The 20,373-nt window shown below is 57.5% G+C and carries 16 protein-coding genes; 4 read left to right on the forward strand and 12 right to left on the reverse strand.

What is annotated here, in order from left to right:
• Positions 1 to 258: 258 nt before the first annotated feature.
• From zapE to B145_RS0106195, 11 genes are all read right to left on the reverse strand, one after another.
• Positions 259 to 1,374, reverse strand: coding sequence for a cell division protein ZapE (zapE, locus tag B145_RS0106145; protein ID WP_018605929.1), 1,116 nt, complete (start codon positions 1,372 to 1,374; stop codon positions 259 to 261).
• A gap of 91 nt (positions 1,375 to 1,465) precedes the next feature.
• Positions 1,466 to 2,890, reverse strand: coding sequence for a dihydrolipoyl dehydrogenase (gene lpdA, locus B145_RS0106150; protein WP_018605930.1), 1,425 nt, complete (start codon positions 2,888 to 2,890; stop codon positions 1,466 to 1,468).
• Between the two features lie 73 nt (positions 2,891 to 2,963).
• Positions 2,964 to 4,220, reverse strand: coding sequence for a 2-oxoglutarate dehydrogenase complex dihydrolipoyllysine-residue succinyltransferase (gene odhB / locus B145_RS0106155; protein ID WP_018605931.1), 1,257 nt, complete (start codon positions 4,218 to 4,220; stop codon positions 2,964 to 2,966).
• Positions 4,221 to 4,254: 34 nt separating this feature from the next.
• Positions 4,255 to 7,104, reverse strand: a complete 2,850-nt coding sequence (locus B145_RS0106160) for a 2-oxoglutarate dehydrogenase E1 component (protein WP_018605932.1) — start codon at positions 7,102 to 7,104, stop codon at positions 4,255 to 4,257.
• Between the two features lie 117 nt (positions 7,105 to 7,221).
• Entirely contained in the window at positions 7,222 to 8,526 is a 1,305-nt protein-coding gene (gltA, locus tag B145_RS0106165; RefSeq protein WP_026258878.1) for a citrate synthase, read from the reverse strand.
• Between the two features lie 5 nt (positions 8,527 to 8,531).
• Positions 8,532 to 8,810: an FAD assembly factor SdhE gene (locus B145_RS0106170; protein ID WP_018605934.1), complete on the reverse strand. Its 279-nt coding sequence runs from the start codon at positions 8,808 to 8,810 to the stop codon at positions 8,532 to 8,534.
• A complete protein-coding gene (locus B145_RS0106175) occupies positions 8,807 to 9,517 on the reverse strand; it encodes a succinate dehydrogenase iron-sulfur subunit (protein ID WP_018605935.1) in 711 nt (236 codons plus the stop codon). The genes B145_RS0106170 and B145_RS0106175 overlap by 4 nt, the downstream gene beginning before the upstream one ends.
• A 22-nt stretch (positions 9,518 to 9,539) precedes the next feature.
• Positions 9,540 to 11,312, reverse strand: a complete 1,773-nt coding sequence (sdhA, locus tag B145_RS0106180; RefSeq protein WP_018605936.1) for a succinate dehydrogenase flavoprotein subunit — start codon at positions 11,310 to 11,312, stop codon at positions 9,540 to 9,542.
• Positions 11,313 to 11,660, reverse strand: coding sequence for a succinate dehydrogenase, hydrophobic membrane anchor protein (sdhD, locus tag B145_RS0106185; protein ID WP_018605937.1), 348 nt, complete (start codon positions 11,658 to 11,660; stop codon positions 11,313 to 11,315).
• Positions 11,654 to 12,058 (reverse strand): succinate dehydrogenase, cytochrome b556 subunit, encoded by a 405-nt coding sequence (gene sdhC, locus B145_RS0106190; RefSeq protein ID WP_018605938.1) that lies wholly within the window; start codon positions 12,056 to 12,058, stop codon positions 11,654 to 11,656. The genes sdhD and sdhC overlap by 7 nt, the downstream gene beginning before the upstream one ends.
• A gap of 48 nt (positions 12,059 to 12,106) precedes the next feature.
• Positions 12,107 to 12,835, reverse strand: coding sequence for a GntR family transcriptional regulator (locus B145_RS0106195; RefSeq protein WP_018605939.1), 729 nt, complete (start codon positions 12,833 to 12,835; stop codon positions 12,107 to 12,109).
• 218 nt (positions 12,836 to 13,053) lie between these two features.
• Between B145_RS0106195 and B145_RS0106200 the strand changes: the two genes are divergently transcribed.
• Genes B145_RS0106200 through acnB form a run of 3 tightly spaced genes read left to right on the forward strand, consistent with a single transcriptional unit; the run spans position 13,054 to position 17,692 of the window.
• Complete coding sequence (locus tag B145_RS0106200) at positions 13,054 to 14,046, forward strand: malate dehydrogenase (protein WP_018605940.1); 993 nt, start codon at positions 13,054 to 13,056, stop codon at positions 14,044 to 14,046.
• Between the two features lie 21 nt (positions 14,047 to 14,067).
• Entirely contained in the window at positions 14,068 to 15,108 is a 1,041-nt protein-coding gene (locus B145_RS0106205; protein ID WP_018605942.1) for an HpcH/HpaI aldolase/citrate lyase family protein, read from the forward strand.
• The gene (gene acnB, locus B145_RS0106210; protein ID WP_018605944.1) at positions 15,101 to 17,692 is read left to right on the forward strand and encodes a bifunctional aconitate hydratase 2/2-methylisocitrate dehydratase; all 2,592 of its coding nucleotides are present in this window, start codon (positions 15,101 to 15,103) and stop codon (positions 17,690 to 17,692) included. The genes B145_RS0106205 and acnB overlap by 8 nt, the downstream gene beginning before the upstream one ends.
• A gap of 213 nt (positions 17,693 to 17,905) precedes the next feature.
• Here the strand turns inward: acnB and B145_RS0106215 are convergent, their stop codons facing one another.
• On the reverse strand, positions 17,906 to 18,187 hold the full coding sequence (locus tag B145_RS0106215) for an HU family DNA-binding protein (RefSeq protein WP_018605946.1): 282 nt from the start codon (positions 18,185 to 18,187) through the stop codon (positions 17,906 to 17,908).
• 309 nt (positions 18,188 to 18,496) lie between these two features.
• Between B145_RS0106215 and B145_RS0106225 the strand changes: the two genes are divergently transcribed.
• On the forward strand, positions 18,497 to 20,332 hold the full coding sequence (locus tag B145_RS0106225) for an ABC transporter ATP-binding protein (RefSeq protein ID WP_033406481.1): 1,836 nt from the start codon (positions 18,497 to 18,499) through the stop codon (positions 20,330 to 20,332).
• Positions 20,333 to 20,373: the final 41 nt, after the last annotated feature.

Genomic DNA, 20,373 nt, shown 5'->3' on the forward strand with positions numbered 1-20,373 from the left:
CATCAGCAATGCCACTGGGCGACTTGTTCAACACAAGACACATTTTTTCACATACCCGCCCCTGCCTTTACGGTTCAAGAGCATCTCAATGAAAAATTTCTGCTGGCGGCCTAGCGTGGACCGGTATAGGCGACAAAGACATCAAGGTATTCGTGGTTCACATCGGAACGATGCAGAACGGCAAAGCGCTACGCCAGATGGCAGGAAATGAGCAAAGCCCGATACCCAAAATCGGACTCTGCCAAGCTGTGCATCGAACTATTGTGGCCGATGGGGCTCAGCCAGATATTCACGCGTGCGCATCTCGACCAGACGCGATACGGTACGCGGAAACTCCTGCGCATTCGGGCCTTCCCGGTACAGCATATGTGCGCCCACCTGCGCACTCAGGATAAGCTTGACCCGACAGTCATACAGCACATCAATCAACCAGGTAAAACGCCGTGCTTCGTTCGCTTGCGAACGTGCCATCTGCGGCACATCCGAAAGCACTACGGTATGGTACTCGCGGGCAATTTCCAGATAATCGTTCTGGGAGCGCGGCCCTTCACACAGCTCGGCAAAATCGAACCAGATCACCCCAGGCGCGATGCGGCGGGCGGAAATCTGGCGCTCCAGCACCGTGATTTCACCGGGCGTGCCAACCTCCCCCGCAATCTCCTGAAAGTGAGCCGCCAAATCATGGTTCGCGGCCTCTCCTCCAGGGACGATATACAGTTGCATACGTGAGAGCGAACGCATGCGGTAATCCGTGCCATCATCCACCTCCAACACATCGAACTGACGCTTCATCAGTTCAATGGTAGGCAGGAAATTCTGCCGCTGCAGGCCGTTGGGATACAGCCCCTCCGGCGGGTAATTGGATGTCATCACGAATACCACGCCGCGCTGGAACAAGGCTTCCATCAGACGCCCAAGGATCATGGCGTCCGCGATGTCCGAAACATGGAATTCGTCAAAGCACAGCAAGCGAACCTGCACAGCCAGGATATCAGCCACACGGGCCAAGGGATCAGGCTCACTCTTGTGGGCACGCATCTGGGCGTGAATATCCTGCATGAAGGCATGGAAGTGCACACGCCGTTTGCGTCGATAAGGCAGCGCTTCAAAGAACGCATCCATGATGAAGCTCTTGCCACGCCCCACCCCACCCCACAGATACACGCTGCGCGGCAAATCAGGATGAATGAACAGTTTGCGCAGTCGGGTACGGCGTCTGGCCTTGAAATCGATCAATTCATCATACAGACGCTGCAAGCGCGCAATCGCCGTCAACTGCGCGGTATCGGCCTTATAGCCGCGCTCACTCAACAAGCGTTCGTAGGCATCACGGACGCCATGTTCAGGTACATTCAGAATCGTGTGGGCAGACATTTGATGCAACCAACAAGGACTTCAAGTGAAGAAAGGGGAAGAGCCTATACTCATTCCCCTTTCCTGTTACCACATCAGCATAGCACGTGAATCAGAAGTGCAAGGAGCGTTTATCCACGGCCAAAGCTGCTTCATGCATGACTTCAGACAAGGTGGGGTGAGCATGTGCGATGCGGGCCAGATCCTCGGCCGCACCGCCGAACTCCATCGCCACCACGGCCTCGGCAATCAGTTCGGAGGCGCTTGCACCGATAATATGCACCCCCAGGATCTGGTCGGTTTCGCTGTGTGCGAGCACCTTCACAAACCCAGTGGTATCCCCTTGGCCCAAGGCGCGTCCATTGGCCTGAAAGGGAATCTGCCCCTGCTTGAACGGAATGTTCTCGGCCTTGAGTTGCTGCTCGGTCTTACCCACCCAGGCGACTTCCGGCTGGGTGTAGATCACCCAGGGAATGGCGTCATAATTCACATGGCCTGCCTGCCCTACGATGCATTCGGCCACCATCACCCCTTCTTCCATCCCCTTGTGCGCCAGCATCGGGCCGGGCACGACATCGCCCACCGCCCACACATTGGGCAGATTGGTCGCGCAATGCGCATCCACCTTGATCCGGCCACGGTCATCAAGCTGCAGCCCTACGACTTCAGCATTCAAGCCATCGGTATTGGGCACGCGCCCCACGGCTACAATCAGCTTGTCGACTTCCAGGGTCTGGTCGCCATCGTCATTCTCGTACTGGATGACAACCGTATTTTCACCAACCTTCACATCCTTGATCTGGATGCCCAACTGGATATCCAGGCCCTGCTTCTTGGTGAAGATCTTCCAGGCTTCCTTGGTGACAGCGGTGTCGGCCGCAGCGAGAAAATCCGGTGCAGCTTCAAGAATGGTGACCTGCGAGCCCAGACGCTTCCACACAGAACTCATTTCCAGGCCGATCACCCCGGCACCAATCACGCCCAGGCGCTTGGGTACTTCGGTGGTCGACAAGGCGCCTTCGTTGTCCACGATCAGCTTCTGATCAACCTTGATACCCGGCAGATGACGTGCCCGGGAACCGGTGGCGATGATCACATGGGTGGTGGTCACAACCTCTTCCCCCACTTTGACCTGCCATTTGCCATCCGCCTGCGCGACAAAGCTGCCCAGACCGGGCAGGAAGGTGACCTTGTATTTCTTGAACAGGCCCTTGATACCCTGGGTAAGCTGATTGACGATATTGTCCTTGCGCCGCACCATGGAAGGTACATCAATCGACACGCCTTCCATCTTGATGCCGTGCATGATGAAGGAATGCTCGGCCTGATGGTACAACTCGGACGAATGCAACAGCGCCTTGGAGGGGATGCAGCCCACGTTCAGGCAGGTGCCGCCCAGGCGTGGCTCGCCTTTGGGATCGGCATAGGCATTGTATTCGCAACACGCGGTCTTAAGGCCCAGTTGCGCAGCACGAATCGCGGCAACATATCCGGCTGGGCCACCGCCGATGACTACGACATCAAATTCTTGGCTCATTTCCTATCCTCGGGATAAGCAGTTTTCAACGACGGGACACAGGGGAATGCGCCTCGTCGTCTGTATTTGACTCTTAGATCTCAAGCAACAAGCGGGCTGGGTCTTCGAGCGCCTCTTTCATTGCCACAAGCCCAAGCACGGCCTCACGCCCGTCGATGATGCGGTGATCATAAGACATGGCCAGATAGTTGATCGGGCGGATCACGATCTGCCCATTCTCAACCACCGGGCGGTCCTTGGTGGCATGAATGCCCAGGATCGCCGATTGCGGCGGATTGATAATGGGGGTGGAAAGCATGGAGCCGAACACGCCACCATTGGAGATCGAGAAGGTGCCGCCAGTCAGTTCCTCAATGGAGAGCTTACCATCCTTGGCTTTGGCGCCAAATTCAGCGATCTTCTTCTCAATCTGAGCAATACTCATCTGATCTGCATTACGCAGGATCGGCACCACCAGCCCACGCGGCGAGCCGACTGCAATACCAATGTCAAAGTAGCCGTGATAGACAATGTCATTGCCATCCACGGATGCATTGAGTACCGGGTACTTCTTGAGCGCAGCCACGGCAGCCTTGACGAAAAAGGACATGAAACCCAGACGGATACCATGTTCCTTCTCGAACTTCTCCAGATACTTCTTACGCAACTCCATCACCGGCGCCATGTTCACCTCGTTGAAGGTGGTCAGGATGGCGTTGGTGGCCTGGGATTGCAGCAAGCGTTCGGCAACGCGGGCACGCAGGCGGCTCATCGGCACACGTTGCTCGGGGCGGTCGGCCAATACGGCTTCCACCGCCACGGGCACAGGTGGCTGGGGCAGACTGGCGGCAGGGGCTGCCGGTGCCGCTGCAACCGCAACGGGCGGCGCGGCAACAGAACTCCCCGCAGCAGGCTTGACCAGACCCAAAGCGTCCGACTTCGTCACCCGCCCGCCTGGGCCAGAGCCTTGCGCCGCAGCGGGGTCAATCCCCTTCTCGGCCAGAATCTTGCGGGCAGCCGGCCCCATGCCGGGCACATTCGTCGTGGTAGAGGCCGGGGCTGCCGTTGCCGAAGCGAGTGCGGCAGCGGGAGTAGAGCTGACACCCGCGCTTGCTTCGGTATCGATCTGGGCGATCAGATCGCCACTGGCTACCGTTGCACCATCGCTCTTGATGATCTTGATCAGCACGCCATCAGCAGGCGCTGGGGTTTCCAGCACGACCTTGTCGGTCTCGATATCGATCAGGTTCTGATCGCGCTTGACGGCTTCGCCTTCCTTGAAATGCCAGCTCACCAGGGTTGCCTCGGAGACGGACTCCGAAAGTTGCGGAACTTTGACTTCGATGATCATTTTCTGATTCTCCAGTTTTATCCGTCAGGCACGCTCAGAAGCGTGGAGCCTGGTCTTGTCCGAGGGGGCCAAAGGCGCCTTCCACCACTTCACGCTGTTGTATGTTGTGCTTGGCGTAATAGCCCACGGCTGGCGAAGCAGAAGCCGGGCGGCTGACCAAATGCAAGGAATGATGCTTATCCAAAGATCGTGCAAGGTGCTGGCGGGAAGAGATCCAATACCATGCCCCCTGGTTACGCGGCTCTTCCTGACACCAGACCACATCCTTGGCATTCGGGTATTTGGCCAACTCAGTCGCAAACGCATCATTAGGGAAAGGATAGAGTTGCTCGATCCGGATGATGACGGCATCCTTGATATCCTTGGCACGGCGCTCCGCGAGCAGTTCGTAGTAAAGCTTGCCGGAACACAGCACGATGCGCTTGACCTTCTTGTTCTCAAACTTATCAACTTCGCTGATCACGGTACGGAACTGCCCGTTGGCCAGATCGTCCAGCGAAGAGACCGCATCTTTGTGGCGCAGCAAGGATTTGGGGGTCATCACCACCAGCGGTTTGCGCAAGCTACGCACCATCTGGCGACGCAGCAGGTGGAAAATCTGCGCGGGCGTGGAGGGGATGCATACCTGCCAGTTGTTTTCTGCACACAACTGCATATAGCGTTCCGGACGGGCGGATGAGTGCTCCGGACCCTGCCCTTCGTAACCGTGCGGCAGCAGCATGGTGATGCCCGACAGGCGCCCCCACTTGGCTTCGCCAGAGCTGATGAACTGGTCGATCACCACTTGGGCGCAGTTGCCAAAGTCACCAAACTGGGCTTCCCACACCACCAGTTGATTCGGCTCTGCCGTGGCATAACCGTATTCGAAACCGAGAATACCCGATTCGGACAGCACTGAATCAATCACCGTAAACGGAGCCTGGTCAGGCTGGATGTTGGACAGCGGCACATGGATGCCCGCATCCCAACGTTCGCGGTTCTGGTCATGCAATACCGCATGGCGGTGGAAGAAGGTACCACGACCGCAATCCTGACCAGAAATGCGAACGCCATATCCTTGGGCAACCAGAGAGGCATAGGCCATGTTCTCAGCCATCCCCCAATCCAGCAACTGGGTGCCTTCACCCATCGCGCGACGCGCATCAATAATATTCGCTACGCGCGGATGCAGGCTGAACCCATCAGGAATCTCGGCCAGTTTTTTCGCCAACCGCTTGAGTTCGCCCATCGGCACAGCGGTATCAGCCTCATCCGTATAGCCGATCTTCTGGAAGGGCGACCAATCCTGCATGAATTTGCGGTTGTGGCCGGAGAGTGCCGGGTTATAGAGCAATTCACCACGATCCAGATGCTCACGGTATTGCGCAATCATCTGTTCGGGTTCGCTACTGGCACATACACCCTGGGCCACCAACTTGTCGGCATATACCTTGCGCGTGCCAGGATGCTGGGCGATCTTCTTGTACATCAGGGGTTGGGTCACCATCGGCTCGTCCTGCTCGTTGTGCCCCAATTTGCGGTAACACAGCAGGTCGACCACCACGTCCTTCTTGAAGGTCTGGCGGAATTCTATAGCAAACTGGCATGCCAAGGCCACCGCCTCAGGGTCATCCCCATTGACGTGGAAGATGGGCGCTTCGGCCATCTTGAAAATGTCAGTGCAATAGAGCGAGGAACGCGAATCACGCGGATCAGAAGTGGTGAAACCAATCTGGTTGTTGATCACCAGATGGATGGAACCCCCTGTGCCGTAGCCACGCGTCTGGCTGAAGTTGAGCAGTTCCTGGTTGATGCCCTGCCCAGCAACTGCCGCGTCACCATGAATCAATACCGCCATGACCTGATTCTTGCGTGTGTCATCCCGACGCTTCTGCCGTGCATACACAGAGCCTTGCACCACCGGGTTCACAATTTCAAGGTGAGATGGGTTGAAAGCCAAAGTCAGGTGAACCGGGCCGCCCGTGGTGTTCACATCGCTGGAGAAGCCCATGTGGTATTTCACATCGCCTGCTTCCAGATCAGCAACGTGCTTGCCTTCGAATTCCTCGAAGAGCATGCGCGGCGCTTTGCCCAGCACATTGACCAGCACGTTGAGCCGCCCACGGTGGGCCATGCCGATCACAATTTCCTGCACCCCCATGCTACCCGCAGTATTGATGAAGGTATCCATCGCCACGATGGACGAATCCCCCCCTTCGAGCGAGAAACGTTTCTGCCCCACGTACTTGGTGTGCAGATATTTTTCCAAGGTTTCGGCTGCGGTCAGGCGCTCAAGGATGCGCTTCTTGGTGGCTGCGTCATATGACGGTGTGGAGCGGATCGGTTCCAGCTTGCTCTGAATCCAACGCTTTTGCTGCACGTCGGCCATGTACATGTATTCAACGGTCAGCGTGCCGCAATACGTCTGGCGCACTGCCTCAATGATCTGGCGCAGCGATGCCTGGTTGCTTTCCTGGAACTGGAAGGAGCCGACGTTGAAGGCCGCCGACAGATCAGCTTCAGTGAAGCCATAATAAGACGGCTCCAACTCGGCAATCGGCGGGCGCTCTTGCCGCCGGAGCGGATCAAGCTGCGCCCAGCGGTTGCCCTGGAAGCGATACGCATTGATCATTTGCAACACGCCAATCTGGCGCTTGTCGGCAATCCCCGGCGTGGTGATTGCCGAGGCGAGCGGCTTGCCTTGCTTGGCCATCTGGGCAAACGAAGCAATGACTGGAGCATGGGCTACATCACGCCCACTACCGGGCATGTTCTGTAGCGAATCGAAATAGCTACGCCACTGGTCGGCAACAGAAGCGGGGTTTTCCAGATAGGCTTCATAAAGCTCCTCGATAAAAGGAGCGTTGCTGCCAAACAGGTAGGAGTTGGTCAGAAACTGTCTCATGATGGGTTCACCTGTTGGAGTACGGTCATTGCAGGAATGCCGTACCGGATTATGACTACTGCACCATCTCATACAACAGCGCCATGCATCGGAACATGGCGCTGTATGTGTTCAAACTCAGGTACGCAAAGGCATCGGCCGTACGTCACGGCGCGGAGCACCCGTGTAGAGCTGACGCGGGCGACCGATCTTCTGCTCGGTATCGCCGATCATCTCGTTCCACTGGGCAATCCAGCCGATTGTGCGGGCCATCGCAAAGATCCCGGTAAACAACGAAACCGGAATACCCATGGCCTTCTGCACAATACCTGAGTAAAAATCGACGTTCGGGTAGAGCTTGCGGGAGACAAAGTAATCGTCTTCCAGCGCGATACGCTCCAATTCCATGGCCAGCTTGAAGAGCGGATCGTTTTGCAGACCCAGTTCGTGCAGCACTTCATGGCAGGTTTCACGCATCAGCTTGGCACGCGGGTCGTAATTCTTATAGACGCGGTGTCCGAAACCCATGAGCTTGACGTTGGAATTCTTATCCTTCACCTTCTCGATAAACTCACCGATCTTGGCAACCCCACCATTTTTCTGGATATCGTCCAGCATCTTCAGGCAGGCTTCGTTTGCACCGCCGTGGGCAGGTCCCCACAGGCAGGCAATCCCTGCCGCAATACAGGCAAAAGGATTGGCACCGGAAGAACCGGACAGGCGCACGGTAGAAGTCGAGGCGTTCTGCTCGTGATCAGCATGCAGGATCAGGATGCGATCCAGCGCACGCGAAAGTACCGGATTGGGCTCATACTTCTCGCACGGCGTTGCAAACATCATATGCAGGAAGTTGCCTGCATAATCCAGGTCGTTGCGCGGGTACATGAAAGGCTCGCCAATCGTGTACTTGTAGGCCATGGCGGCAATCGTCGGCATCTTGGCGATCAGGCGCATGGCCGCAACGGCACGGTGCTCTGGATTGTTGATGTCCAGCGAATCCTGATAGTAGGCAGACAAGGAACCTACCATGCCGACCAGAATGGCCATCGGGTGGGCGTCGCGGCGGAAGCCTTGATACAGACGAGTAAGCTGTTCGTGCACCATCGTGTGCTGACGCACGGTGCCTACGAATTCTTCATACTCAATCTTGGTGGGCAACTCGCCGTTCTTGAGCAGATAACAGGTTTCCAGGTAATCGCAATTGACAGCCAATTGTTCGATGGGGTAACCGCGATAGAGCAATTCGCCCTTGTCACCATCTATATAGGTGATCGACGAGCGGCATGATGCCGTTGACATGAATCCGGGGTCGAACGTGAAGGCATTGGTTTTGCCATACAAGGAGCGGATGTCGATGACCTCCGGCCCAATCGTCCCGGTAATGACGGGAAACTCGTATGTTTGGCCATTCAGGCCAAGGGTCGCAATCTTCTGTGTCGTCATGCCGTTCATCCCTTCTGTTGACATTCATTCGCCGAGTCAGGGCTGATACACGTTTCCCTGATCATCGCCACCATTCTCTTCCAGTGCGGATTATCACACTGCTTCGAGCCATTGAGCATGGCCCACAATTCATGATCGTCGCAAACCAGCAGATCCTGCAATTCTTCCAGATCGGCCTGTTTTAAGCTCTCCTGCCGGGCTGCATAAAACCGGGTGAAAACCAAGTCCAGTTCCAGCAAGCCTCTGCGGCTGCGCCACTTGACGCTTTCGAGCAGCGCGCTCATACCGCACGCGACAGCATGAGTTCTTTGATCTTGCCGATCGCCTTGGTCGGGTTCAGATGCTTCGGGCACACATCCACGCAATTCATAATGGTGTGGCAGCGGAACAGGCGATACGGGTCTTCCAGATTATCCAGACGCTCGTTGGTCACCTCGTCACGTGTATCGGCAATGAAACGATATGCCGCCAGCAATCCTGCAGGCCCCACGAACTTGTCGGGGTTCCACCAGAAGCTCGGGCAACTCGTCGAGCAGCACGCACACAAGATGCATTCGTACAAGCCGTTGAGTTCTTCGCGCTCTTCCGGTGTTTGCAGGCGTTCTTTTTCCGGCGCCGGAGAGTTGTTGACCACGTAAGGCTTGATCGAATGGTACTGTTTGAAGAACTGCGTCATATCCACGATCAAGTCGCGGATCACCGGCAAACCCGGCAACGGACGCAGCACGATCGGTTGTGCAAGGCTGTCGATTTCGGTCAGGCAGGCCAGCCCATTCTTGCCGTTGATGTTCATGGCATCCGACCCGCACACGCCTTCACGACAGGAACGGCGGAATGCCAGCGAATCATCCTTGGCCTTGAGTTTGACCAAGACATCAAGCAGCTTGCGATCCGTGGAGTCGATCTCAATGCTGATGTCTTGCATGTATGGTGATGCGTCCTTATCAGGATCGTAGCGATAAATCTTGAAATTCAGAGTTCGGGTTGCCATCTCTTCTGTGCTCCTGGGGCGATCAGTAGGCACGCTTCTTCAGCGCGACAGGCTCGACGGTCAGCGGTTTCATCACCACCGGCTTATAGGACAGGCGATTACCATCCCGATACCACAGTGTATGCTTGAGCCAATTCACGTCGTCTCGACCATCTGGATGCTCGGGCGTATCCGGTGCATCGTCGCGCACGTGGGCACCACGCGACTCGGTACGGGCATTCGCGGAGACAATGGTCGCCTTGGCCACTTCAATCAGGTTATCCAGCTCCAGCGCTTCCATGCGCGCGGTATTCCAGACCTGGGATTTATCCTTGATCTCGGTTTGCTGAACCTGCTTCTCGATGGCGAGAATCTGTTCGACGCCTTCCTGCAAGAGATTCTTGAAACGGAACACGCCAGCATGCTTTTGCATACTGCGCTGCATAGCCAAGCGGGTCTCATGCACACTGGCGCCCTGCTTCTGCTGATCCAAGCGATTCAGGCGGGCCAGCGTTTTATCAATCTCGCCCTGCGGAATTTCCGGCAAGGCAGCAGGTTCCTTGCGGATCTGCTCGATCATTGATTCACCGGAACTCTTGCCGAAGACCAGCAGATCTAGCAGGGAATTCGTCCCCAGGCGGTTGGCACCGTGCACCGAGGCGCAGGCACATTCACCTGCGGCATAGAAGCCGGGCACCACACCATCTTCCGCCATCACCTGACCATGGTAATTGGTGGGAATCCCCCCCATCTGGTAATGACAGGTCGGTACAACAGGAATCGGTTCCTTGATGGGATCAACGCCCGCAAACTGAATGGCGATTTCACGAATCCCCGGCAGACGGGTCATGATGGTCTTGGGATCAAGGTGAGTGATGTCGAGCATCACATGATCCTTCGCAGGCCCACAGCCGCGCCCCTCGTTCATTTCCGTCACCATGGCGCGGGAGACCACATCCCGCGAGGCGAGATCCTTGGCGTTTGGCGCATAGCGTTCCATGAAACGCTCGCCGCTGGCATTGCGCAGAATGCCGCCTTCGCCACGCACCCCTTCGGTAATCAGCACCCCGGCACCGGCCACGCCAGTGGGGTGGAATTGCCAGAATTCCATGTCTTCGAGCGGAATTCCTGCCCGCGCTGCCATACCAACGCCATCACCAGTATTGATGAACGCGTTGGTCGAAGAGTAATAGATCCGCCCTGCCCCACCCGTGGCAAACAGGGTGGCCTTGGCCTGGAACACGGTCACTTCGCCGGTTTCCAGTTCCATGGCAATCACGCCCAGCACACTGCCATCCACGCCGCGCAACAGATCAAGGGCCAGCCATTCGACAAAGAACTGGGTGTTGGCCCGCACATTGCGCTGATACAATGCATGGAGCATAGCGTGCCCTGTGCGGTCTGCCGCAGCACAGGCACGGCGCACCGGCTTTTCGCCGAAATTCGACATATGCCCACCGAATGGGCGTTGATAGATCTTGCCCTCATCGGTGCGATCAAACGGCATGCCATAGTGCTCAAGCTCCACCACGACCTGCGGCGCCTGCTTGCACATGAACTCGATGGCATCCTGGTCGCCGAGCCAGTCGGAACCCTTCACCGTGTCATACATGTGCCAGGTCCAATGATCCGGCTCGGAATTCCCCAAAGAGGCAGACACCCCGCCTTGCGCGGCAACTGTGTGGGAGCGTGTGGGGAAGACTTTTGAAATCACCGCTGTCTTGAGGCCCGATTCGGCCAATGTGACCGCAGCGCGCATGCCCGCGCCACCAGCCCCGACGATCACTGCATCAAACGTTCGCTTGGCGACTTTCAATTACAGCCTCCACAAAATCTGGGCCATCCAGCCGGAATAGCCGATAAGAGCCAAAAGGGTGAGCACATGCAGAGCCAGACGCAGTCCGAGCGGCTTTACGTAATCCATCCAGATATCGCGCACGCCAACCCAGGCGTGGTAGAACAGGGACAGGGCAAAGAGGAAGGTGAGGAATTTGGTGAAGCCCCCTGCCATCAGGGTATGCCATGCCGCATTGTCATGCGTGGGCATCAAGGCGACACGAACCAGGAGATAGACCGTATATAAGGCCATAACCGTGGCTGTCACGCGCTGCGCCAGCCAATCGCGGAAGCCGTAGTGGGCTCCGACCACCAGACGCTTTACCATACGAGCGCTCCTATCAACACCGTCAAGGCCAGACTCACGGCCAGCACCAGCTTGGCGCCCAGGCGCGCGGCGGGGAGATCCACGCCAACATGCACATCCAGCAGTATGAAACGGATGCCCGCACAGAAGTGATGAAGAAACGCCCACATCAACCCCAGCAAAACAAGCTTGATGATGGGTATGCCCGCAAGGGTAAAGGCCATTGCAGCATGATAGGTATCAAGCTGTTCAGGCCCCCCTACACTGGCACCAAAAAGCCAGATCAACATGGGCAGGAACAGGAACAAGCCTACCCCGCTGACGCGATGCAGGATTGATACGATCCCTGGTAATGGCAGCCTGATCTGAGTGACATTCAGATGCTTGGGCCGATTTTTTTTGATAACTGCTTCAGCCATTCTTACAGACCTCCTCTCTGTTGGCGCCCCAGGCGGGCGGCGCACGCACTAACTTAACTCATTTGCATAATAGTAGTCCGCCGTGGAGTACAAGCCACGGCGCCACTCAACCGGTTTATCCCCATACGTAAAAGCCAAACGCTCAACCGAGAGCAACGGGGTGCTCTCGGCTACATTCAATAGTTCCGCGACTGTTTTGTCTGCCGCCACAGCGCGTACCTTCTCTTCGGCCCGAATCATGCGCACACCAAAACGCGATTCAAACAGACTATACAGAGAACCATGCCAATCCTTGATGACCTCCATGTTCAAGCCCGGGAACACTTCACCGGGCAAATACATTTCTTCGATCACGATAGGCTTGCCTTCAAAACGCAGCAATCTGCGCAACATCACTATCGGGCCGCCGGGTTCCAACCCGAGATTGCGCGCGGCCTCACACCCTGCCTTGGCACGGATGCATTCCAGCGGCAGACTCTTGGGGCTGATCAGATGCCCGTCCAAAGCCTTCAGGCGCAAGAAGCGAAATGCAGCACGAGGGTCCTGGTGAGTCGAGACATACGTTCCTTTGCCCTGCTTGCGGACAAGAATATTCTCCAACGCCAGCTCGTCAACAGCCTTGCGCACGGTCCCCTGGCTCACCCCAAAGCGTAACGCCAGATCCTGCTCACTGGGGATCACCTGCCCGGGCTGCCACTCACCGGCCTCAAGCGCCTGCACGGTTAGGCGCTTGATTTGCTTGTAGAGCGGGCTAAATGTAGGGGAGTCTTTTGCCATGCTGGTAATTCAATCATAAAGAACACGTCAAGTCCATAATTTATTTAGTGTCTTATATAAGATATAAGATATATTTTGACATTTTAACCATCCCTCCCATATACTTCCCTTGCAGATTTAGGCAATATCCGCCTGGAACCACCGCACCCGACGAGGGGCAAAAAAAACCATCAATGCGGCAACCCAGGTTGCCTCAGCAGAGTTCAAGGAGCCTTCAGATGTCCAAGTCACCCATTCGAGTCACCGTTACCGGCGCAGCCGGGCAAATTGGTTACAGCCTGTTGTTCCGCATCGCCAGTGGCGAAATGCTGGGCAAGGATCAACCCGTCATCCTGCAACTGCTGGATCTGCCCCAGGCACAAAAGGCGCTGGCAGGCGTGATCATGGAGCTTGAAGACTGTGCCTTCCCACTGCTGGCAGGGGTGATCGCCACCGATGATCCTGCAGTCGCTTTCAAAGACACCCAGGCGGCCCTTCTGGTCGGTGCCCGCCCACGCGGCCCCGGTATGGAACGGCGTGATCTGCTGGCTGAAAACGCCAAGATTTTCACCGTACAAGGTGCCGCTATCGGCCAATACGCAGCCCCGGACTGCCGGGTGCTGGTCGTAGGCAACCCCTGCAACACCAATGCCTACATCGCCAAGGAAAGCGCCAAGAAGTTTGGGCGCGTCCCAAGCAAGAATTTCACCGCCATGCTGCGCCTGGACCACAACCGTGCGCTCTCGCAACTGGCGGGCAAGATCGGCCGCCCGGTCTCCAGCCTGAAGAGTCTGGTCGTCTGGGGCAACCACTCGCCCACCATGTATGCCGATTACCGCTTCGTGACTTCCAACGGCGACAAGGTCAAGGCGCTGATCAATGACGACGCCTGGAACCGTGATGTATTCCTACCCACCGTTGGCAAACGTGGTGCAGCCATCATCGAAGCACGTGGCCTATCGTCCGCAGCCTCGGCCGCCAATGCCGCCATCGACCACATGCACGACTGGTTCCTAGGCAGCAACGGTGAGTGGGTCACCATGGGTATCGAGTCTGACGGTTCCTACGGCATCCCCGCAGGCATCATCTACGGCGTACCCGTGATTACTGCCAACGGCGAATACAAGCGTGTTGAAGGCCTGGAAATCGATGCTTTCTCGCGCGAGCGGATGGATCTGACCCTCAAGGAACTGGAAGAAGAGCGCGCAGGCGTTGCTGATCTTCTGGTCTGACCCGCGATCTCGCCCAAGTCGATGAATACATCCGTCCACCCCGATCTGGTGCTCTACAGCGAAGAGAAGCTGCTGCCGAGCATTCCAGCCATTGAGCATTTCGCTGGCAGCGAAAAACTCATGCGCAAGGCCATTGCCATCCAGGCCGAGCGTGGACCAGTGTTTGACATCACCTTGGACTGCGAAGATGGCGCCAAGGCGGGCGATGAGCAAGCCCATGCAGAACTGGTTGCCGCCCTGCTCATGCATAGCGACAACCGCTTCAACCGTATTGGCGCCCGCATCCACGACATTACGCACCCGGCCTGGAAGCAGGACCTGGACCTCATCGTTGGACTGGCGGGTTGGCGACTGGCATACATCAGTCTCCCCAAGGCACGCGGCGTATCAGATGTGGAACGGGTCATGGCCCATCTGCGCGCCATTGAGGTCCGCAGTGGCCTGGGGCGGGAAATTCCGCTTCACGTCATCATCGAAACCCACGGCGCAGTCCATCAGGCCTGGCAGATTGCCGCCCTGCCTGGGGTGGAGACACTGGACTTTGGGCTGATGGATTTTGTGAGTGCCCATCACGGCGCGCTGCCTTCCTCCTGCATGACCAGCCCAGGCCAATTCACCCACCCGCTCATTACCCGTGCCAAGGCCGAAACAGCCTCAGCAGCACTGGCACATGCAGTGGTGCCTGCGCACAACGTAAGCGTTGAGCTGGCCAATCTGGAACAGGTGGAAGCCGATGCCCACCAAGCCAGAACGGATTACGGCTTTCTGCGCATGTGGAGCATCCACCCTGCGCAGATCGATCCAATCCTGCGGGCCATGCAACCGGCCAGCCTGGATATTGAGGAAGCCACGCGCATCATCGAACACGCTCAGGACGCGAACTGGGGGCCCACCCGCCAAGGGAACCGCCTGCATGATCGCGCCTCTTACCGCTATTACTGGCAGGTGCTCAAACGTGCACAGGCCACCGGAGCAACGCTGCCCGAAGCCACGCGGCAGCGCTTCTTCGCCCAAAACATGCTCAATCCGAGCCACACCTCAGGAGGACATCACCGTGCTTGAAGCCTATCGCAAACACGTCGCAGAGCGCGCCGCCCTTGGCATTCCCCCTCTGCCACTCGACGCCAAGCAGACAGCGGAACTCATCGAACTGCTGAAGAATCCCCCCGCAGGTGAGGAACAGACCCTGCTTGACCTGATCACCCATCGTGTACCACCCGGCGTGGATGATGCAGCACAGGTCAAGGCTTCCTTTCTGGCGGCCTTGGCGCTGGGTAGCACAACCTGCCCGTTGATCTCTGCCCAAAAGGCTGCTGAACTTTTGGGCACCATGGTCGGCGGCTTCAACGTCAAGCCGCTGATTGATCTGCTCGACAAACCCGATCTGGCCGCCACCGCCGCCTCAGGTCTCAAGAAGACCTTGCTGATGTTCGACTATTTCCATGACGTGGCCGAAAAGGCCAAGGCAGGCAATGCCCACGCCAAGGAAATCATTCAGAGCTGGGCTGATGCAGAGTGGTTCACCTCCCGCCCCGAAGTGCCCAAGAACCTGACGCTGACCGTCTTCAAGGTCGCCGGTGAAACCAACACTGACGATCTCTCCCCTGCCCCAGACGCCTGGAGCCGCCCAGACATCCCACTGCACGCTCTGGCCATGCTCAAGAACGCCCGCCCCGGCATCACCCCGGAAGAAAACGGCAAGCGTGGCCCAATCAAGTTGATCCAGGATCTAGCCGCCAAGGGCAAGCCGGTGGCCTATGTGGGGGACGTGGTCGGCACTGGCTCCTCCCGCAAATCCGCCACCAACTCGGTCTTATGGTGGACTGGTGAAGACATCCCCTACGTGCCGAACAAGAAGTTCGGCGGCATCTGCCTGGGTGGCAAGATCGCCCCGATTTTCTTCAACACCCAGGAAGATGCTGGCGCACTGGCGATTGAAATCGACGTTTCCAAGATGGACATGGGCGACGAAGTCGAGCTACGCATCGACCACGCAACGGGTAAAATCACAGCCCTCAAGGGTGGTGCCACCGTTGGCGAATCACAGCTCAAAACCCTGGTGCTGCTTGATGAAGTGCGCGCCGGTGGCCGTATCAACCTGATCATTGGTCGCAGCCTCACAGCCAAGGCACGTGAATTCCTGGGGCTCTCTGCCTCCACCCTGTTCCGTCTGCCCCAAGTGCCCGCCAATAGTAGCAAGGGCTTCTCGCTGGCCCAGAAGATGGTCGGCCGGGCTTGCGGCCTGCCTGAAGGTGAAGGTGTGCGCCCAGGCACCTACTGCGAACCCAAGATGACCTCGGTCGGCTCGCAAGACACCACGGGCCCGATGACCCGCGATGAACTCAAGGATCTGGCCTGTCTGGGCTTCTCTGCCGATCTGGTCATGCAATCCTTCTGCCACACTGCGGCCTACCCAAAGCCTGTGGATGTGAAGATGCATCATGATCTGCCCAAGTTCATGGCCAATCGCGGCGGCATCTCGCTGCGCCCCGGCGATGGCGTGATCCATAGCTGGCTCAACCGCATGCTGTTGCCAGATACCGTGGGCACGGGCGGCGACTCCCATACCCGCTTCCCCATCGGCATCAGCTTCCCCGCTGGCTCCGGCTTGGTCGCTTTTGCCGCAGCCACGGGTGTGATGCCGCTGGACATGCCGGAATCGGTGCTGGTGCGCTTCAAGGGCAGCATGCAACCGGGCATCACCCTGCGCGATCTGGTGCATGCCATCCCGCTGTACGCCATCAAACAAGGGCTGCTCACCGTGGCCAAGGCTGGCAAGAAGAACGTGTTCTCGGGCCGCATCCTGGAAATCGAAGGGCTGCCCAACCTGAAGGTCGAGCAAGCCTTTGAACTCTCGGACGCCTCCGCCGAGCGCTCTGCCGCAGGCTGCTCCATCCGCTTGAACAAGGAACCGATCATCGAGTACATGAACAGCAACATCGTGCTGCTCAAGAACATGATCGCCGACGGCTATCAGGATAAGCGCTCGCTGGAGCGCCGCATCCAGAAGATGGAAGAATGGCTGGCGAACCCGCAACTGCTGGAAGCCGATGCTGATGCCGAATACGCCTCTGTCATCGAGATCGATCTTGCTGAGATCAAGGAACCGATCCTGTGCTGCCCGAACGACCCGGACGACGCCAAGTTCCTCTCCGAAGTGCAGAACACCAAGATTGACGAAGTATTCATCGGCTCGTGCATGACCAACATCGGCCACTTTCGCGCAGCCTCCAAGCTGCTCGAAGGCAGGCGCGATATCCCGGTCAAGTTGTGGATTGCGCCGCCGACCAAGATGGACGCCTCTGAGCTGACCAAGGAAGGCCACTATGGCGTATTCGGCACCGCTGGCGCGCGTACCGAAATGCCCGGCTGCTCGCTGTGCATGGGCAACCAGGCCCAGGTACGTGAAGGGGCTACGGTGGTATCCACCTCCACACGGAACTTCCCGAACCGTTTGGGGCTCAATACCAACGTCTACCTTGCTTCGGCAGAGCTGGCCGCCATTGCCTCCAAGCTTGGGCGCATCCCCACCGTGGCCGAATACCACGCCGATATGGGTGTGATCAACGCGGACTCCGGCAAAGTGTACCGCTATATGAATTTCGACCAGATCGAGGAATATAAGGAAAAAGCCGAGGCAGTATAAAAGGCTCCTACAAGGCGCTCCCAGCGCTAACAGAGAGGCTGTACCCGTAGCAAACAAAGGCCCATCCGGTAAAACCAGATGGGCCTTTGACTATTCTTTGACTATTTCGTGCAAGAAACTGGCAAAAAAAACCGCGTGGGCCATTGAAACCCAAACGGCTTTTTCTTGCGACAACAGTTGCCCAGCATACGAGATGCTGGACTCACCCTTGCATTACTTGGCCTTGGCGACGATTTCCTTGAACTTGGCGCCCGGCTTGAAGGAAGGAACAGTCGTCGCTTCAATCTTCAGGGTTTCGCCAGTACGGGGGTTCTTGCCGGTGCGGGCTGCACGGGCAGAAGCCTTGAAGGTGCCAAAGCCAACCAGCACAACTTCTTCGCCGCCACCCACGGTGGCCTGAACGGTTTCGATGAATTTGTCGAGCACGCTGGCCACGGCAACCTTGGACAGTTCGGTTTCAGCCGCGATGTTTGCAATCAGGTCTGTTTTGTTCATCTGGATGATCTCGCTTATTGTGAATGGATAAAACGCGGCGCCACAAGGGCGTCCTGAGCGTGAACATTAGCTGAAGTCGAGACGATAAGCGATGCCATTCGCCGCCTGAAGGGGCATCTTTAGCAAAAAAAATCGTCCGAAGCCCACTTTTTTGATCGCAGCCTCCCAAAATCGGTATGGGCCCCCAGGCTTGGCGGGGATTTCGGCGTGGTCAGTCTGAGTCAAACTGTGCATAATTCTCCATTGACAGAGAAACACAACAATCAACCGTCTGTCGATTCCCCCATCATTCTCTCCCTGGAGAAGTACGTGCTGTCGCGCTTTGAGTCGTTTGTTGACCCCTACCCCGATGAAACTCCGCAGACCCCGCCCCGCCGCCTGCTTGCTTTCCTATGGGCGGGAACCCATGGGCTGCGTCCCTACATCCTCGTCATGGCAGTGCTCACCGCACTGATTGGCGCATTCGAAGCCTTCCTGTTTGGCGCGATGGGCAATGTGGTGAGCTGGCTTGGGCACATCCACCCGGACAAACTGTGGCAGGAAGAAGGACGAACGCTGATTGTGCTGACGGTAGTCCTTCTGCTCAGCCCCCTGGTGGCCTTCATCCAGGCCCTGATCAAGCAACAGACACTGGCCGCCAATTTCCCGATGCTGCTGCGCTGGAACTACCACCGCCTGATGCTCGGCCAGAGCCTGAGCTTTTACCAGGATGAATTCGCTGGACGCGTGGCCGCCAAGGTGATGCAGACCGCCCTTGCGGTGCGGGACGCCGTACTGATCGTCACTGACATTCTGGTCTACGTCATCATCTATTTCCTCAGCATGGTGGTGGTTGCTGCCAGCTTCAACATCTGGCTGCTCGCTCCCTTCCTGATCTGGCTGGCGTTGTATAGTTTGGCCCTGCGCTACTTTGTTCCGCGCCTGGGCAAGGTCTCGCAACAACAGGCCGATGCCCGCTCGCTGATGACGGGACGGGTCACGGACGCCTATACCAACATTGCCACCGTCAAGCTCTTCTCCCACGCCAGCCGCGAGGCCAGCTACGCACGCACGGCCATGCGGGATTTCATGCGTACTGCGCATATACAGATGCGCCTTGTCACCGGCATTGAGATCGTCAATTACACCCTCAACATCCTGTTGGTGATCGCCACGGCTGGCACCTCGCTGTGGCTATGGACACACGGGCAAGCCGAAATCGGTGCAGTCGCAGCGGCCACCTCAATGGCCCTGCGGCTCAACGGCATCTCACACTGGGTGATGTGGGAAACCGCCCGCCTGTTCGAGAACATCGGCACCGTAGAAGACGGCATGAACACCCTTTCCCGGCAATATGCCATCACTGACCAGCAGGGAGCCAAGCCCCTCAAGGTCAGCCAAGGCGAAATCGTGTTCGACAACGTCAGTTTCGCCTACGGCGGCAAAGACCGGATCATCAAGGACTTCTCCCTGCGCATCCGCCCCGGCGAGAAGATCGGGCTGGTCGGGCGCTCCGGCGCGGGCAAATCGACCCTGGTCAACCTCTTGCTGCGCTTCTACGATGTGGAATCTGGCCGTGTCTTGATCGATGGGCAGGATATTGCTGCCGTCACCCAGGAAAGCCTGCGTGCCCAGATCGGCATGGTGACGCAAGACACCTCGCTCCTCCACCGCAGCGTGCGCGACAACCTGCTGTATGGGCGCCCGGATGCCAATGACGAAGACATGATCCGTGCCGCCAAGCGTGCCGAGGCTCACGAGTTCATCGCCACACTCACCGATCCGCATGAGCGCATAGGCTATGACGCCCACGTGGGCGAGCGTGGCGTCAAACTCTCTGGCGGGCAACGCCAACGCATTGCCATTGCCCGCGTCATGCTCAAGGATGCCCCCATCCTGTTGCTAGATGAAGCCACCAGCGCGCTGGATTCCGAAGTGGAAGCCGCCATCCAGCAAAGCCTGTACTCCCTGATGGAAGGCAAGACCGTGGTGGCCATCGCCCACCGCCTCTCCACCATCGCAGCAATGGATCGTCTGGTTGTAATTGATCAGGGGCACATCGTGGAGGAAGGCGATCACCAGAGCCTGCTTGCCAAAGGCGGCCTCTATGCTCGGCTTTGGGCGCATCAAAGCGGCGGCTTCCTGGGGGAAGAAACAGAGGAATGATGCCTTAGAAGCCGGAACAAAATGGAGTGCAATAGTTCTGG

Source organism: Uliginosibacterium gangwonense DSM 18521, assembly GCF_000373965.1.
Taxonomy (GTDB): domain Bacteria; phylum Pseudomonadota; class Gammaproteobacteria; order Burkholderiales; family Rhodocyclaceae; genus Uliginosibacterium; species Uliginosibacterium gangwonense.

What these genes read in the sequence shown, in the direction of transcription:
- B145_RS0106205 (WP_018605942.1), top strand. Translation starts at nt 14,068, where the DNA reads ATGAATACATCCGTCCACCCCGATCTGGTGCTCTACAGCGAAGAGAAG.
- zapE (WP_018605929.1), bottom strand. Translation starts at nt 1,374, where the DNA reads ATGTCTGCCCACACGATTCTGAATGTACCTGAACATGGCGTCCGTGAT.
- gltA (WP_026258878.1), bottom strand. Translation starts at nt 8,526, where the DNA reads ATGACGACACAGAAGATTGCGACCCTTGGCCTGAATGGCCAAACATAC.
- B145_RS0106215 (WP_018605946.1), bottom strand. Translation starts at nt 18,187, where the DNA reads ATGAACAAAACAGACCTGATTGCAAACATCGCGGCTGAAACCGAACTG.
- B145_RS0106160 (WP_018605932.1), bottom strand. Translation starts at nt 7,104, where the DNA reads ATGAGACAGTTTCTGACCAACTCCTACCTGTTTGGCAGCAACGCTCCT.
- lpdA (WP_018605930.1), bottom strand. Translation starts at nt 2,890, where the DNA reads ATGAGCCAAGAATTTGATGTCGTAGTCATCGGCGGTGGCCCAGCCGGA.
- B145_RS0106170 (WP_018605934.1), bottom strand. Translation starts at nt 8,810, where the DNA reads ATGAGCGCGCTGCTCGAAAGCGTCAAGTGGCGCAGCCGCAGAGGCTTG.
- B145_RS0106200 (WP_018605940.1), top strand. Translation starts at nt 13,054, where the DNA reads ATGTCCAAGTCACCCATTCGAGTCACCGTTACCGGCGCAGCCGGGCAA.
- sdhC (WP_018605938.1), bottom strand. Translation starts at nt 12,058, where the DNA reads ATGGCTGAAGCAGTTATCAAAAAAAATCGGCCCAAGCATCTGAATGTC.
- B145_RS0106195 (WP_018605939.1), bottom strand. Translation starts at nt 12,835, where the DNA reads ATGGCAAAAGACTCCCCTACATTTAGCCCGCTCTACAAGCAAATCAAG.
- B145_RS0106175 (WP_018605935.1), bottom strand. Translation starts at nt 9,517, where the DNA reads ATGGCAACCCGAACTCTGAATTTCAAGATTTATCGCTACGATCCTGAT.
- odhB (WP_018605931.1), bottom strand. Translation starts at nt 4,220, where the DNA reads ATGATCATCGAAGTCAAAGTTCCGCAACTTTCGGAGTCCGTCTCCGAG.
- sdhD (WP_018605937.1), bottom strand. Translation starts at nt 11,660, where the DNA reads ATGGTAAAGCGTCTGGTGGTCGGAGCCCACTACGGCTTCCGCGATTGG.